Source organism: Pseudomonas sp. MYb13 (assembly GCF_002980075.1).
GTDB lineage: Bacteria > Pseudomonadota > Gammaproteobacteria > Pseudomonadales > Pseudomonadaceae > Aquipseudomonas > Aquipseudomonas lurida.
Genome location: NZ_PCQI01000009.1, coordinates 1 through 14,626, shown reverse-complemented (window position 1 = coordinate 14,626; position 14,626 = coordinate 1). Strand labels below are relative to the sequence as shown.

The window sequence follows — 14,626 nt, the reverse complement described above, 5'->3', positions numbered from 1 at the left end:
GCGTGGCGGCATGAGCCGCCAGAATAGCACCGGTTGGGCATGCCTTCCGACACGCCCAGGTGTTGTCGCTTACTCGGTGGCCACCTTGGCCTGGGCCGCCGTCTCGGCCGCGCGGGCATGGCGGCCACGCTTGAGCGCGATGGGCGCCATTTTTTCGCGGTCCAGTTCACCTTCCCACGCGGCCACCACCAGGGCGGCCACCGCGTTGCCGATGATATTGGTCAATGAGCGGCATTCGGCCATGAACCGATCGACGCCGAGGATCAACACCATCGCCGCCACCGGCACCGTCGGCACCACCGCCAGGCTGGCAGCCAGCGCCACAAAGCCTGCGCCGACTACCGCACCTGCGCCTTTGGAGGTCAGCATCGCCACCGCCAGCAGGGTCAACTGCTGCTCCAGCGGCAAGTGGATGTTGGTGGCCTGGGCCAGGAACAGCACCGCCAGGGTCATATAGATGTTGGTCCCGTCGAGGTTAAAGGTGTAGCCGGTCGGCACCACGATGCCCACCACCCCTTTGGAGGCGCCCAGGCTTTCGAGTTTCTGGATCAGCTGCGGCAATGCTGACTCCGACGAACTGGTGCCGAGCACGATCAACAACTCCGACTTGATATAGCCCATCAACTTGAAAATGCTGAAGCCGGCATAGCGGGCGATGCTGCCGAGCACCACGGCAACAAAGAAAAACGCAGTGACATAGAAGGTGCCCACCAGTTTGAGCAGCGGCAGCAACGAACCGACACCGTATTTTCCGATGGTGAACGCGATCGCGCCAAAGGCGCCGATCGGCGCGACGCGGCTGATAATGCCGACGATGCGGAAGAATACTTCGCTGGCCTGGTTGATCACGCCCACCAGCGGCCGACCCTTTTCACCGACCATCACCAGGCCCACGCCAAACAGCACTGAGACGAACAGCACCGGCAGGATTTCGCCCTTGGAAAACGCATCGAAGAACGTTGCGGGGATCACGTGCAACAGGAACCCGGTGACGCCTTCGCCATGCTCAGCCTGACCGACAAAACCGGCGATGGCCGAACTGTCGAGAGTCTTCACATCGATATTGAAGCCCACGCCCGGATGCAGCAGGTGCGCAGCAAGAATGCCGATCAACAGGGCGATGGTCGAGACCACCTCGAAGTACAGCAGCGCTTTGCCGCCGACCCGGCCCACCTGTTTCACGTCGTGCATGCTGGTGATGCCGGAGACCACCGTGCAGAAGATGATCGGGCCGATGATCATCTTGATCAGCTTGATAAAGCCATCGCCGAGGGGCTTGAGGTCGATGCCGATCTGCGGCCATTGATGGCCGATCAACACGCCCAGCGCAATCGCGATGAGCACCTGGATATACAGGGTTCCCAGCAGTTTTCTGATTGTCATTGTTATTATCTCGGTACGTTTCTTGGGGCAAAGCGAACCCGTCGCAGGCGTTTGCAGCCTGCGAGGTGGGTGGGTCAGGTCACGGGGTTACTGAGTGGCTCAGCGAAGGAAGGTCAGGACTTCGCCCAGCAATAATTCGGGGGCTTCTTCGGCGATGTAGTGGCCGGCCGGCAGGGCTTTGCCGCGTACGTCGGTGGCAACTTTCTGCCATTCCTTGAGCGGCTCGAAACAGCGGCCAACGGTGCCTTCGGCACCCCACATCACCAGTAATGGCAGGGTCAGGTGATGGCCGGCGTCGATGTCCGCCTGGTCGTGCTCAAGGTCGATACCGGCAGCGGCACGGTAGTCCTCGCAGATGCCGGTGGCGGCGCCCGGCAGTTTCAGGCAGCGCAGGTATTCGGCGAAGGCCTCGTCGGTGAACGGCTTGAGCCCGGCGCTGCGGCTGCCCATGACGCTGCGCAGGTACAGTTCCGGGTTGCTCTCGATCAAGGCTTCCGGCAACGGCGCCGGGCGGATCAGGAAGAACCAGTGCCAGTAGGCGCGGGCAAACGCTTCGTCAGTCTGTGCATACATCGACAGGGTGGGGGCGATGTCCAGCAGCACCATGCGCTGCACGGCGGCGGGATGGTCCAGGGCCAGGCGATGGGCCACGCGGGCGCCACGGTCATGGGCCAGCACCGAGAACTGTTCGAAGCCCAGCGCACTCATCAGCTCGACGCCGTCCCGGGCCATTTCCCGTTTCGAATAGGTGGAGTGATCGTCATTGGCCGGTGGCTTGCTGCTGTCGCCATAACCACGCAGGTCGGCAGCCACGACGGTAAAGTGTTCGGCCAGTTGTTCGGCGACTTTGTGCCAGATGACGTGGGTTTGCGGGTGCCCGTGCAACAGGAGCAGACCGGGACCTGTGCCGCCTTTGCGGTAGCTGATGTCCACGCCGTTGACGTGGCACTGGTCTTTCTGGAATCCGGCGAACATGGAATGACTCCTCTTTGTAATGGCTTGCATCCTGGAATCACACAGCGCTGGGGGCAAGGGCGAAAACGTGGAGGGGTTGTTCATGAAGTGTGATGCAGCAGCGTAAAGGCCGGGCCCTGTTTCTCGATCAACAAAGGCTCACGTGGGCGCAGGCAAGCCAGCTCCCTCACTGATTGGGGTGTTACTTCAGGGCTGGGTGGTTGGCTCCAACAGCTGTGCCCCCGGCCCATGCTCACCCAACTGATCATCCTGATTGCGCAACGGACACGCCTCCAGCGACAAGCACCCACAGCCAATACAGCCGCTGAGCTTGTCGCGCAGCAGCATCAACTTGTTGATGCGTTCATCCAGGTCCTCCTGCCACAGCGCTGACAAGCGCTCCCAATCCTGGGCGTTCGGCGTTCGCCCATCCGGCAGCGTCTGCAGCGCCTGGCCAATCGTCGCCAGCGGAATGCCCAAACGCTGCGCGATCTTGATCACCACCACCCGCCGCAATACATCCCGTGGATAGCGGCGCTGGTTGCCGGCATTGCGATTGCTCTTGATCAGCCCCTTGGCTTCATAGAAATGCAGGGCCGTGACCGCGACGCCGCTGCGGGCGGCGAGCTGGCCGACGGTGAGTTGCTTGTTGAGCATGAAAAAACTCCAAGACAGCGCTTGACCTTGACTTAACTAGAGGTTTTACCCTGCGTGGCATCGAATCGCAATATCTTGCCTACAGAGAAAGGGGAGTGTTCATGCAGGTATCAGAGAAAAATCGCAGCTTCACTCAATTGATCGAGTTTCAGATCGAGCCCCAGCAACAACTCGCCCTGGTGGCTGCATTGAGCACCCAAAGTGAACGCCTGGCCCAGCGCCATGGTGGCTTCATCAATGCGAGCGTGCAGGTCAGTGATGACGGGCGGCGGGTGCTCAATTACCTGCAATGGCGCTCGCGTGAAGATGGCGAGGCGGCGTTCAAGTGTTTTGAACACGGCGAGGAAGATTTCTGGACGCTGATCCGCGCCCACCAAGCCACGGCCGTGACCTTTGGTTCGTTCCAGGTGTTGCGCAGTTTCGAGCGCAGCCATGACAACGCGTTGCACTGCCGCCTAAATGGATAGGTGCAACATGCGCTCGCCCTGCACGTTTTCGCCTGGACGACGCTTGTTCACGGCCAGCTCGCCTATCTTGATAAGACGCGTGCGCGTGACGTTGCGGCTCAAGCCGAGCAGGTTGGCGGTGTGCACCTGGTTGTAATGGCTGAAACGATAGGCCGCGCGTAACAGGGCGTCCTCGACCTTTTCATGCAGGGCGCCGGCCTGTTCTTCGAACAGCTTCTGGAAGGCCCGCGCGAGCAAGGCTTCGGCGCTGTTGTCGGTAGCGTACTGGCTGTCGTCCTGACGCTCGATGCGCATGTTCGACAGGCGCAGATCGTCGCGTTCGATCACGCCGTTGCGGCAGATCAACAGGGTATGGTGGATCACGTTTTCCAGCTCACGGATGTTGCCGGGCCAACTGTAGCTTTTGAGTTTGTGCTCGGCCTCGCGGCTGATCGTGATCGGGCCGTAGCCCAGCCGCTGGCTGTAGGCTTCGATGAAGTGCCGGGTCAGCGGCAGGATATCGCCGGGGCGCTCGCGCAACGGGCTGAGTTCCAGGCTGACCACGTCGAGACGGTAGTAGAGGTCCTCGCGGAAATGTCCGGCGTTGATGGCTTTTTCCAGTTGCACATTGGTCGCGGCAAGCACGCGCACATCAATCGGAATGCTCTTGCGCGAACCCAGGCGCACCACCTCGCGTTCCTGTAGGACGCGCAGCAACTTGACCTGGATCGCCATCGGCAAATCGCCGATCTCATCCAGGAACAAGGTGCCGCCGTCGGCTTCTTCGAACCAGCCTGCCTTGGCACTCAAGGCGCCGGTGAAGGCGCCTTTTTCGTGGCCGAACAACTCGGCTTCCACCAGTGATTCGGAGAACGCCCCGCAGTTCACCGCCACGAACGGCCGGTTGCGCCGCGCGCTGAGGTTGTGGATATGCCGAGCCACCAGCTCTTTACCGGTCCCGGTCTCGCCGATGATCAGCACGCTGGCTTCGCTGGGCGCCACTTGCTGGATGTGGTCGAGCAGCGCCTGGGATTTCGGGTCTTCGAAGACCTGGGCCGTGGCGCGGATCGACGTCGCGAGGGCGGGCGAGGGCGGTAGGGTCAAAAGCTGCATGGGCACCTCTCTTAGGAATAGAACGTCGGGATCGGCAGGGATTGGTTCAACGCCCAGTCCCCCAGTTCATGAAGCTTGTAGTCCACCGGGTCGTGCAGGGTTTGCGTGCGCAGGTTGCGCCAGTGACGGTCCAGGCGCAGCGACGCATGGGTGGAGCGTGCGCCGGTGACTTCGAACAGGCGGCTGCACAGGTCCAGGCCCTGGCGGGTCGCGGCGACCTTGGCGGTAGCGATTGCGATAGCCAGTTGGCCGCGTTCGCTTTCGCTGAGGTTCGGGCCCTTGGCCCACGCCTGGTCGAGCAACTCGGCGGCGCGTTCCACCAGCAGGCGCACACCTTCCAGGGCGACCCAGAATTCGCCGTAGTGATGCAGCACGTAAGGGTCCTGGCGCACGTCTTCGGCGCTGGATTTGTGCCACGAGCGGGTTTCGGTGAGCGTGTAGTTGCGCGCCTCTTCGAAGGCGCCTTCGGCAATACCCAGGAACATATGCGTGAAGGTCAGCTGGGCGATCAACGGGCGCAGGCAGGCGAAAGGCGTACTCAGCGGGCCGGGGTCGAGCAGCAGTTCTGATTCCTCGACGCGTACTCGCTCGAAGCTGGCGCTGCCACTGTCGGTCTGGCGCTGGCCAATATTGTTCCAGTCGTTGTGCAGCGTAATGCCGCTGCGACCGCTGGGGATGGCCGCGATCAGCAACTTGCCGCCGGCGGTTTCATCCACCGCCGAGGCGATCAGCATTTCCGAGTCGCTGGCACCAGAGCAGAAGCTCTTTTTGCCGGAGAACTCGCGCCAGCCGCCGAAGTCCTTGACCACCGTGCGCGTGTCCAACGGGTTGAGGGCGTTGCCCCAGAACCAGTTCTTACGTGCGGTCTGTTCGAACCAGGGTTGCCATTGATCCGGACGCGAAAACAGGCGCACGGTGGCGAGCATCAGGTGGTGAAAGCCGAAGACATGGGCAATGGAACTGTCGACCTTGGCGAACTCGCGCACGATTGCCAGGGTGTCGCTCCAGCGTGCACCGAGGCCGCCGTATTGGGTGGGAATGCTCAGGGCCAGCAGGCCGCTTTGGCGCAGGGCGTCGCGTTCGGCTTTGGGCGTGCCACCGCGCTCGTCGCGTTCGACGGCGGTGAGGGCGAATTCGGCGGCCAGCATTTTGGCGGTCTGCAATGGGGAGGGCAGGACGCTGTGGGGTTTGGCTGTCACGCGGGGTTCCTCAATGTCTATTTGGCAATGAAGGCCAACTGTAGGAGCGGGCTTGCTCGCAAAAGCGGAGTGTCGGGCGGTAAGTCAATTGACTGAACCGACGCCTTTCGCGAGTAAGCCCGCCCCCACATAAAACCGACCTCACTGCACTCAGGCCTTTGTCGTTGGCAATACATCGTTGGCAATCATTTCGCCGAACGGGCCAGTGAGGTTGGTGATGCCGCGCCCGGCAAGGCTGGCATAGGGTTCCGGCAGCAGCGGGAACACCAGTTCCGCGAAGCGATAGGCTTCTTCCAGGTGCGGGTAGCCGGAGAAGATGAAGCTCTCGATGCCCAGGTCCGCGTACTCCTTGATGCGTTCGGCCACTTGTTGCGGGTTGCCGACCAACGCGGTACCGGCACCGCCGCGCACCAGGCCGACACCGGCCCATAGGTTGGGGGCGATTTCCAGGTTGTCGCGGCGCCCGTCGTGCAGGGCGGCCATGCGGCGCTGACCTTCGGAGTCAAAGCGCGAGAAGGATTTTTGCGCCGCGGCAATGGTTTCGTCGCTGATGTGCTCGATCAACGTGTCGGCGGCTTTCCAGGCGTCCTCTTCGGTTTCGCGCACGATCACGTGCAGGCGTATCCCGAACCTCACGGTGCGTCCGCGGCGGGCGGCGCGCTCACGTACATCCGCGAGTTTTTCCGCGACGGCGGCGGGCGGTTCGCCCCAGGTCAGGTACACATCCACCTGCTCGGCGGCGAGGTCATGAGCCGCGTCGGAAGACCCACCGAAATACAACGGCGGATAAGGCTTCTGCACGGGCGGGTAAAGGGCCTTGGCGTTCTGCACGCGCAAGTGCTTGCCTTCGAAATCCACCGATTCACCTTGCAACACGCGGCGCCAGATCTGCAGGAATTCGTCAGAGACCTCGTAGCGTTCACTGTGATCGAGGAAGCTGCCGTCGCCACGGTTTTCGTCAGGGTCACCGCCGGTGACCACGTTGATCAGCAGGCGGCCGTTGGACAGGCGATCCAGGGTCGCGGCCATGCGCGCCGAGACCGTGGGCGAAATGATGCCCGGACGAATCGCCACCAGATAACGCAGGCGCTCGGTCAGCGGCACCAGCGCCGAGGCGATCACCCAGGAGTCTTCGCACGAACGCCCGGTAGGAATCAGCACGCCGTGGTACCCCAGGCTGTCAGCGGCTTGGGCGACTTGCTTCAGGTAATTGAGGGTGACAGGGCGTGCACCTTGAGTGGTGCCCAGGTAATGACCGTCGCCGTGAGTGGGCAGAAACCAGAAAACATCCATGGCAAATCCTTACGCGATTTTCAGCAGAGAGGGGGAGTGCGCAGTGAACAAAGGCGCTGCACGTTCTGCTGCCAGTTGAATACGGGCTTTCAATAATTCGCTGGTTATTTGGTAGTCGGTGAAGTCCGCCTCGGTGGCGTACACGCCGATCGGCAGGGTCAGTGCCTGGAAGAAGCTGAACAGCGGGCGCAACTGATGATCGAGGACCAGTGCGTGGCGTTCGCTGCCGCCGGTGGCTGCGAGCAATACCGGTGTGTTGATCAGCGCGTTGAGGCCGACGAGGTCGAACAGGTGCTTGAGCAAACCCGGGTAGGAACCGCGATAGACCGGCGCGGCGACGATCAGCAGGTCGGCCTGTTCGATGGCCAACAGATGCGCTTCGACGTCAGCGGGCAACTCGTCGCGCGACAGCGCGCCGCCCAGAGGCCGGGCAATGTCGCCCAGTTCGATCAGGGTGGTCTCGATCGGCAGCAAGGTGGCCAGTTCAGCCAGTACAGCCTGGGTCAGGACCAGGGTGCGAGACGGGCGCCAGGTTCCGCCGGAGAGGGCTACGACATTCAGGGGACGGGTCATGAACAGTTCCTTTTTCAACAGTGATTCATCGCAGGTGGGGTGCAACCTGTTGAGCAAGAGCTGTACCAACGGGCGCAGGCCTTGATCGGCGTGGGTTGCAGGCTCACTGGTGAAAAAGCCGCTGTTGCCTGCCTGGTGATTTGTTGAATGACTGTTGCCAGGGCAACAGTTGCGTGGGCAACAGTGCCGTTGCGGTGCAGCGCCATTTATAGAGGGTTACATTTATTCCGTAAATGAACGTATTTCCATATTTATAGATCATAAGGAAATATAAAGGTGTCGTTATCGAGAGTGCCAACGTGGTTGATAGCAACTATCACGGGAGGTGATTTTTCACTGCGCAAGGGCGGGAGTAGCCTGTGTTCATTGACTCGAAACCAACTTTGCAAGGCCACTACCGTGAACCGATTCCTCGCTGTTTCCTTATTGATTGTCAGTGCTGTCCTTGGCGGATGCGCGACCCATCCCTCGCCAGAATTGCGCCCTTACACTGCCGCAGAAACCCAACAGTTGGCCCTGGAAGCACTGGGTCGTCGTGGGTTGTCATTTGATGAATATCAACGGCAGCGCGCCGCACTGACCGGACAGCCGCAGAAAGCGTTCGGGTTTGATCAACAGGCTGAGATGAACGCGCAGCGTGCCGCCCAGCGCAGTGGCCGTCCTAGTTGAGCCACCCGACGGCAGGTACGTGTTGCAGTTGACGGCGAGATGTCCGCCAACTAGACCTTACGTGTAGCAAGTCATTTCGCCTGCACAGGCGAGTGATTGAGTCGAGTGTCTATTGGTTCCTGACTCTATGGCTTTACGCCATGTCGTAGTTTCGCAGTGGATTAGCCTTGCAAGACATTCCAAATTGAATCGTCGGGGCTCACTGGCCTTTTCCGGCTGCAGCCCCAGCCAGGCGCTTTCTAACGGGATTGTGAAGCTGTGCAGTCTTTCTTCGATGGAGCGACACCTGGCCTCATAACGAGGCTGTGAGTCATGGAGATGTCGTTCGGGTCAAGTCGTATTGTTTCGCGTTGTGGCTGGTTTCTTTTCGTGTCCCTGCTGGCTTCTGAAGCGTGTGCAGCGGCGTGCACGGCCCCGGCCTATGAACCGGGAAAGGTGTACGAGCAGGGCGACCAGGTGCAGAACGTTGGTCGCCATTTTGAGTGTTGGCGGGATGAAGAGGCACCTCTTGGGGTCGGCAGTTGGCAATGGTGCAGGCAAGCGGGCTATAACCCCGGCCTGCCCGCGGGCAACGGCGCCAACATTTGGCCGGACGCCTGGAAAGACCTGGGTGAATGTGGCGGTTTTGAAGGCAATCGCCTCACCTTGAACTTCACCACGCTCCAAGGCCGAGCGTCTATCGCCAAGCCGGTCCCCGGAGTGGCCGACGCCGATCAGGTCGTCACCGGCGTATTGCGCTGCAAGGCCGACGCCATACCGATCAGCGCCAAATCGGGCGAAACAGTCCACCTCGATAACCTGAAGGCATGCGACTACCAATTGGTGATGAACGTCGCCGATGGGTTTGTGCCGTTGAATACCCCGCGCATCATTTCCTTCCAACGTAACGAAGGCGAGGAACAGGCCGTCACCCTGAAATACCGGCCACCGGTGCAGGTGAGCAAATTGAGCGGCCTGCCGGGAATCAAGATCGAACTGTTTGCCCAGGGGTTGATTCAGCCACGGCAAATGGCCATGGGCAAGAACGTGCTCTACGTCGGGTCCAGCGCGATTCCTTCCTACGTCTATGACGGAAAAATCGCGGATATGATCTACGCCTTGCCGCTGGACAGTGCGGGCAAGCCGACAGGCATCTACGTGATCGCCAGTGGGTTGGAGGAGCCCCACGGCGTGGTGTATCGCGACGGTGATTTGTATTACTCGACCACCGGCGGCCTCTATCGTTTGCGCGACGCCGATGCGCACTATCAGGATCCTTCGCCCGAATTGGTGTTCAAGTTCCCGGCCGATGATTCGTTGTTTCCATTGCCGCCCGTGGCGTCCGGTTCCAGCACGCGCATCTGGCACATGAAACACCCTCTGCATTTCAACCCGCTGGACCCCACCGATACAGGCCTTTACACCGCCGTCGGCACGCCTTGCAACCTCTGCATGATCCCGGCTGACCCACGTTACGGCACGCTGTTGCGTTACGACACGGTGACCGGTAAAGCGCAGATTCTTGCCCGGGGCGTACGTAATTCCGTGGGGTTCGACTGGAACGCGAAGACCGGTGAAATCTGGTTCACCGATAACAATCGCCAGGGCTTTCCCAACCCTGATGAAGTCAACCGGATCAGTGGTCCTGGCCTGCATTTTGGTGTGCCGTATCTATTTGGCAAAGGCACACCGGGCTTTACCGACGAGGAGTTTCGCAACCCGGGCGTGATTCAGCCGCCCTTGGTGCAAGGCGCCATCGTTTCCGATAAATCCCTGGAGCAGGTCGATCCCAAGGACTATGTGCCGGCCGCCTTTGAGTTGGGCACCAACACCGCGCCCTTGGGGTTGAAGTTCTGGGACGGCTACCCCGCGACTGCACATACCCAGCCTATGCTGGTCGCCGTGCACGGCGCCGGCACCGCGGAACGGCCGGGCATGGATATTCGGCTCGTGACCGTCCAGGGCGGTACGCGGGTGGTCAACCAGATCCCGTTGATCAATGGTTTTATCCAGGACCCCGAGCGCTTTGATGTGTATTGCCTGGACAATTCCTGTGTGGGGCGGCCGGTGGATTTCCTGGAACTGCCCGACAAGAGCCTGCTGGTGTCCGATGACGTCGCCGGGGTGATCTACAGGGTCTGGTATGACCCGGTGGGCCTACCTGATACGCAACTGACCTTGCGCCCGATGCTGGCAGCGTCGCCTGAGCTGGAGAGCGAGATGGCCAGCGGTACGTTGATCTCGCCCGATGGCAATACCCGGTTGTTCCACATGTCCCTGAACCCTGGCGACAACGAGGCGGCGTTGGTCCTGCAAGGCCTTCCCTATGGTGTCTACCAGGTAAAACTCGACGATGTGAAGCACTGGATTCCCGAGCAGCGCACGGTGTCGCTGAACCTGTCCGCCGAGAACAACAGGCCGTCTTTCAACATTCAATACCGCGAACGGCCCATCAAGTTGAATATCAAGATCACCGTGATGGCGCCGTCCAAACCGGCATCGGTGGCTGCCGCCAAATGGCACTTCAGCCTCAAGCAAAAAGACCTGCCGGATACAGCGCCAAAGGTGATGGAAGTGCCATGGGGTGAAAGCGTCACTGAGCTGCTGGATTACGGGAAGTACGAGATCATTTATCCCTTCTACCCAGAGGAGAAGCCGCAACCGGAACTGGTGTCGCTGACTATCGATGAAGCGAGCCAGGACCAGCAACTTGCGCTGGTGTCTTATCGTCACGAGGAGAAGTTGGGTGAAACGGTGCTGTCCGAATCGTGCACCAAATGCCATGCAGTAGAGTATTTCAAAAGCTTGCGCATGGCCGTGGCCTGGAGTGCCGCAGGCCAGGATGCCTTGGTGCGCCAGATCCAGAGCATGCCGGTGGCTGGGCATTGCGACAGCACCTGCGCCACGCAGATCAGCAAGCACCTGCTGGAGGTTGTGTGGGCACCGTATCTTAACCCGGCGGACACCCATGGCCAGCGTCAGCTGCGCCTGCTGACACGTGATGAGTACGTCAACAGCGTCAGGGATGTCCTGGCAGTGGAGGTCAACAAAGAGAAGTTGCCGGCGGATAAATCCGACAAGGATTTCAAGTACCCCGGCGAAGCCAGCAAGGGAGTGTTGCAGGCTGAAGATATCAAGAAGCTGTATGACATGGCGCTATCGATCGCTGAGCGGGTGGCTCCCGAACAGCTGCAGCGTCTCAAGGCCGCCAACGGCACGGACTCGACCACGGCTTTGGGTTACCAGTTGTTCCGGCGCCATCTGAACGAGGCTGAGCGTGCCCGTTACCAGGCGCTGTCGGATGAACATGGCGAGCAGGCACTGATCGCCGCGCTGCTGCTGTCGCCCAACTTTCTCTATCGCTCGGAGCTTGGGCAGGCTGTCGACGGGCAATCCGACGTTTACAAGCTGACGCCCTATGAGATGGCGACGGCGTTGTCCTACACCTATCTAGGAACAACGCCAGACGCGCAACTGTTAGCCAAGGCCGAGCGCAACGAGTTGCAAACGCCGCAGCAGATCAGTGCCGAGATTGATCGGATGATGCGCACTGAACGGGGTATCGAGCAGTTCAACCGGTTTATCAGCTACTACATCCGGACCCAGCGCGGCGTCCAGGAAAAACCCGGGCTGGATGAGCAGAAGATCCAACTGATGACGCAGGAACAGGCCCTGTTGACGCGTGAGGTGATGCTTGGCACTGAGCCTACGCTCGATAAGTTGTTCAACCCGGGTTTCACCTATCTCAATCAGGTATTGGCCGAGCACTACGGCATCAATGGGGTGGCGGGGACTGCAATGCGCAAGGTTGCCGTGGACGATAAGCGCGGAGGCCTGCTGCACCTGGGGCTCTTCCAGGCGTCTACCTCCGACTACGCGGTCACCTCACTGGTCAAGCGCGGTATCACGATTCGCGAACAACTGTTCTGCCGTGAGTTCGGGGCGCCAGTGGAAGCTGAGCCGACGGAGCCGACGTTCCCGCCTCGGGCGATCACCACCCGTGAGCGTTGGGACCTGGTCAACGGCGAACAGGCTTCCGGAGGACGTTGCTGGCAGTGCCACCAGTACATGAACGATACCGGTGCCTCGATGGAGCACTACGACGCTACGGGGCGCTATCGCCAATAAGAGCCGGCCTACAACTACGCGCAGTTTCCGCAAATGCTGCCGATCAAGTCGTCCGGCCCATTTGTTGGCGTTGATGGGACGGTGCCCATCGACGATGTGCGGGATATTTCCAAGCTGATCGCCCACAACTCAGCGTCGCTGTTCTGCATGGCGGACAGCTACTTCCGCTTCGCGTCGGGGAACAAATCCGACGAATCCACTTCCGCGACGGTGAAGGCACTGACTGATGGGCTGAAGAACACTGGCTCATTACCGTCGATGTTACGCACGCTGGGCACTTCCAACGCGTTCCAATTCAAGATGCAGAGGGATTGATCATGGATATCTTGAAAAGTCGTCGTCGTTTCCTCGCCGGTCTTGCAGCCGTCGGTATCTATGGTCCGCTCACCCAGTTTGGCTTGGCACGGTTGGCGCTGGCGGGACAAAGCCAGCAGGCGAAGCTCAAAGTCGTGTTTTTCATCGTACCGGACGGCTTGGCCGTCGACTCCTCCAGCGCATACTCGAGTGACGGCCGGGGCCTTTGGCACCCCCAGGCCGCTGCGTTGGATACCTCAGACTTCACGCTCAATGAAGTCAGCCAGGAACTGGCCGCGTACAAGAGCCAGTCCCTGTACCTGCGTGGCACGATCCTTGGGCCGGGTAATGAAGGCCACAATGGATGGACCTGGCTCCTGCGCGATCGCGAGAAGAAAATGGCTTCGATCGATGTGTTGCTGGGGCAGCATATGCCCGGGACGGATCCGACCCTGCGCAGTGTGTTTGCCGGGCCGCATGCGGGCATTGATGGCACTGACTGGTATGTGTCGTGGAATGGTCCGAAGATTCGCAGTGATATTCGCAAGCCTGTACAGGACCCGGAATTACTGGCGCAGTATATCTTTGGGACCGTCAGCAGAGCGGTGCGTGATCGGCAGGTACGAAATCGTCACGTCTTCGACCCGGTGCTGGCCGATATCAATGAGATGCGAGGACGGCTTGCTGGCGCGCAAAAACAGAAGGTCGAGATGCAACTCGATGCTGTCGAGCAGACCCTCAAGGACATGGAAGAGACGCTGCCGCCGATTGGCGAGTGTTCTCCGCTGGAGCTGGAGTCGGTGCCTTTCAAGTCCGCGCAATTTCGCAATCAGATCCAGAACAGCCATCACCAGGTGGTCGCGACGGCGCTGTCGTGCGGCATCACGCGGGTCGCCACGATTCAGGTCGGGCGCTCGGCAGAGTCACTGAATATCCTCGACGTCAGTGACGTCACCAATCCGCATGATTGCGCGCACCGCTATGCGGGGCTGGACGTCTGGAAAAAGTCCCGGCAGTGGTACACCCAACGACTCAAATTGTTTATGGACGAACTGGCGCGTCATGCCGACCCTGATGTGCCGAGTGACAGCCTGCTCAAGCACACGTTGGTGATCTTTACCAGCGAGATGGCCGACGGCGCGCCCGAACACACGCTGGATATGCCGCTGGTATTGATGGGGGGCGCCAGCGGCTTGTTGAAGAGCGGCGCGGGTGCGGGGCGTTATTTCAACATCACGGCCCAGGGTGACCGTCAGCAATATGGCAACCCCGTGATTGGCAATACGTTCGTTGACATGCAGCGGATCTGGGCGACTGTTGCCAGGGCGGCGGGGACCAGCGTGCCCTATAATGGAAATATCGACCCGGTGAGTGGCATATTCACCAACGTTTGAGTCGTTTCGCACTGCATCAAAAAGCCGAAAGGTCCGGAGGGCGGACTTTTCGGCTTTTTGCGTTTGCGCCCAATCGATCTAACGGCGGCGCCTTTGAGCCTGTTAAGCTCAAATTCCAGGAGCGTTCCTACGCACATTTACATAAAGTGGTTCTTCTTTCACGGCATGCGATCGGTTAAACCTGACGACCTCTGTCCCGGTCCATGCCCCTGAGACGCTGCTCTCGGGAACCTGCTCTGCGAGTTTCTAACGTTATGAATAAACGTCCGCTGTATTTCGACTACGCCGCCACTACCCCGGTGGATGAACGGGTCATCCAGGTAATGGTCGAGTGTCTGGGCTTCAATGCCAATTTCGGTAACCCCGCGTCCAGTTCCCACGCGTTCGGCCAGGCGGCCCGGCAAACGGTTGAACAGGCGCGTCGCCAGGTGGCCGAGTTGGTCGGTGCCAACCCTGAACAAATCGTCTGGACGTCCGGCGCCACAGAATCCAACAACCTGGCGATCAAGGGCGTGGCGCAGGCGCGGGGCGTGGCGGGTGGGCA

At 60.3% G+C, this 14,626-nt stretch carries 13 protein-coding genes; 6 read left to right on the top strand and 7 right to left on the bottom strand.

Annotated features, from left to right (window positions below; all coding sequences use genetic code 11):
- Positions 1-69: 69 nt before the first annotated feature.
- From CQ002_RS17035 to soxR, 3 genes are all read right to left on the bottom strand, one after another.
- Complete coding sequence (locus tag CQ002_RS17035) at positions 70-1,383, bottom strand: dicarboxylate/amino acid:cation symporter (protein ID WP_034103101.1); 1,314 nt, start codon at positions 1,381-1,383, stop codon at positions 70-72.
- A 99-nt stretch (positions 1,384-1,482) separates the two neighbouring features.
- On the bottom strand, positions 1,483-2,358 hold the full coding sequence (locus CQ002_RS17030) for an alpha/beta fold hydrolase (protein WP_034103103.1): 876 nt from the start codon (positions 2,356-2,358) through the stop codon (positions 1,483-1,485).
- A 186-nt stretch (positions 2,359-2,544) separates the two neighbouring features.
- The gene (gene soxR, locus CQ002_RS17025; RefSeq protein WP_034103105.1) at positions 2,545-2,994 is read right to left on the bottom strand and encodes a redox-sensitive transcriptional activator SoxR; all 450 of its coding nucleotides are present in this window, start codon (positions 2,992-2,994) and stop codon (positions 2,545-2,547) included.
- 101 nt (positions 2,995-3,095) lie between these two features.
- Here soxR and CQ002_RS17020 point away from each other — a divergent pair, with 101 nt between their 5' ends.
- A complete protein-coding gene (locus CQ002_RS17020; protein WP_034103108.1) occupies positions 3,096-3,461 on the top strand; it encodes an antibiotic biosynthesis monooxygenase in 366 nt (121 codons plus the stop codon).
- Here the strand turns inward: CQ002_RS17020 and CQ002_RS17015 are convergent.
- From CQ002_RS17015 to msuE, 4 genes are all read right to left on the bottom strand, one after another.
- Positions 3,450-4,553 carry a sigma-54-dependent Fis family transcriptional regulator gene (locus CQ002_RS17015; protein WP_034103109.1) on the bottom strand — a complete coding sequence of 368 codons (1,104 nt, stop codon included), beginning with the start codon at positions 4,551-4,553 and terminating at the stop codon, positions 3,450-3,452. The genes CQ002_RS17020 and CQ002_RS17015 overlap by 12 nt on opposite strands.
- Positions 4,554-4,564: 11 nt before the next feature.
- The gene (locus tag CQ002_RS17010; RefSeq protein ID WP_164441143.1) at positions 4,565-5,701 is read right to left on the bottom strand and encodes an acyl-CoA dehydrogenase family protein; all 1,137 of its coding nucleotides are present in this window, start codon (positions 5,699-5,701) and stop codon (positions 4,565-4,567) included.
- A 201-nt stretch (positions 5,702-5,902) separates the two neighbouring features.
- On the bottom strand, positions 5,903-7,045 hold the full coding sequence (ssuD, locus tag CQ002_RS17005; protein ID WP_034103111.1) for an FMNH2-dependent alkanesulfonate monooxygenase: 1,143 nt from the start codon (positions 7,043-7,045) through the stop codon (positions 5,903-5,905).
- Positions 7,046-7,054: 9 nt separating this feature from the next.
- Complete coding sequence (msuE, locus tag CQ002_RS17000) at positions 7,055-7,618, bottom strand: FMN reductase (RefSeq protein WP_069022697.1); 564 nt, start codon at positions 7,616-7,618, stop codon at positions 7,055-7,057.
- Between the two features lie 399 nt (positions 7,619-8,017).
- Between msuE and CQ002_RS16995 the strand changes: the two genes are divergently transcribed.
- The 5 genes from CQ002_RS16995 to CQ002_RS16980 all read left to right on the top strand — a co-directional run.
- A complete protein-coding gene (locus CQ002_RS16995) occupies positions 8,018-8,287 on the top strand; it encodes a hypothetical protein (protein ID WP_098466173.1) in 270 nt (89 codons plus the stop codon).
- Positions 8,288-8,656: 369 nt separating this feature from the next.
- Positions 8,657-12,394: a DUF1592 domain-containing protein gene (locus tag CQ002_RS16990; protein ID WP_234010406.1), complete on the top strand. Its 3,738-nt coding sequence runs from the start codon at positions 8,657-8,659 to the stop codon at positions 12,392-12,394.
- Between the two features lie 33 nt (positions 12,395-12,427).
- Positions 12,428-12,709: a hypothetical protein gene (locus tag CQ002_RS28590; protein ID WP_234010407.1), complete on the top strand. Its 282-nt coding sequence runs from the start codon at positions 12,428-12,430 to the stop codon at positions 12,707-12,709.
- A gap of 2 nt (positions 12,710-12,711) precedes the next feature.
- Complete coding sequence (locus CQ002_RS16985; protein WP_098466175.1) at positions 12,712-14,082, top strand: DUF1552 domain-containing protein; 1,371 nt, start codon at positions 12,712-12,714, stop codon at positions 14,080-14,082.
- 254 nt (positions 14,083-14,336) lie between these two features.
- Positions 14,337-14,626: aminotransferase class V-fold PLP-dependent enzyme (locus CQ002_RS16980; protein ID WP_146119693.1), on the top strand; the 290-nt coding region annotated here is incomplete at its 3' end.

Excerpts from the sequence above, each read along its gene's own strand:
- msuE (WP_069022697.1), bottom strand. The coding sequence starts at position 7,618 with ATGACCCGTCCCCTGAATGTCGTAGCCCTCTCCGGCGGAACCTGGCGC.
- CQ002_RS17020 (WP_034103108.1), top strand. The coding sequence starts at position 3,096 with ATGCAGGTATCAGAGAAAAATCGCAGCTTCACTCAATTGATCGAGTTT.
- CQ002_RS17030 (WP_034103103.1), bottom strand. The coding sequence starts at position 2,358 with ATGTTCGCCGGATTCCAGAAAGACCAGTGCCACGTCAACGGCGTGGAC.
- CQ002_RS17035 (WP_034103101.1), bottom strand. The coding sequence starts at position 1,383 with ATGACAATCAGAAAACTGCTGGGAACCCTGTATATCCAGGTGCTCATC.
- CQ002_RS17015 (WP_034103109.1), bottom strand. The coding sequence starts at position 4,553 with ATGCAGCTTTTGACCCTACCGCCCTCGCCCGCCCTCGCGACGTCGATC.
- CQ002_RS16985 (WP_098466175.1), top strand. The coding sequence starts at position 12,712 with ATGGATATCTTGAAAAGTCGTCGTCGTTTCCTCGCCGGTCTTGCAGCC.
- CQ002_RS28590 (WP_234010407.1), top strand. The coding sequence starts at position 12,428 with ATGCTGCCGATCAAGTCGTCCGGCCCATTTGTTGGCGTTGATGGGACG.
- ssuD (WP_034103111.1), bottom strand. The coding sequence starts at position 7,045 with ATGGATGTTTTCTGGTTTCTGCCCACTCACGGCGACGGTCATTACCTG.
- soxR (WP_034103105.1), bottom strand. The coding sequence starts at position 2,994 with ATGCTCAACAAGCAACTCACCGTCGGCCAGCTCGCCGCCCGCAGCGGC.
- CQ002_RS17010 (WP_164441143.1), bottom strand. The coding sequence starts at position 5,701 with ATGCTGGCCGCCGAATTCGCCCTCACCGCCGTCGAACGCGACGAGCGC.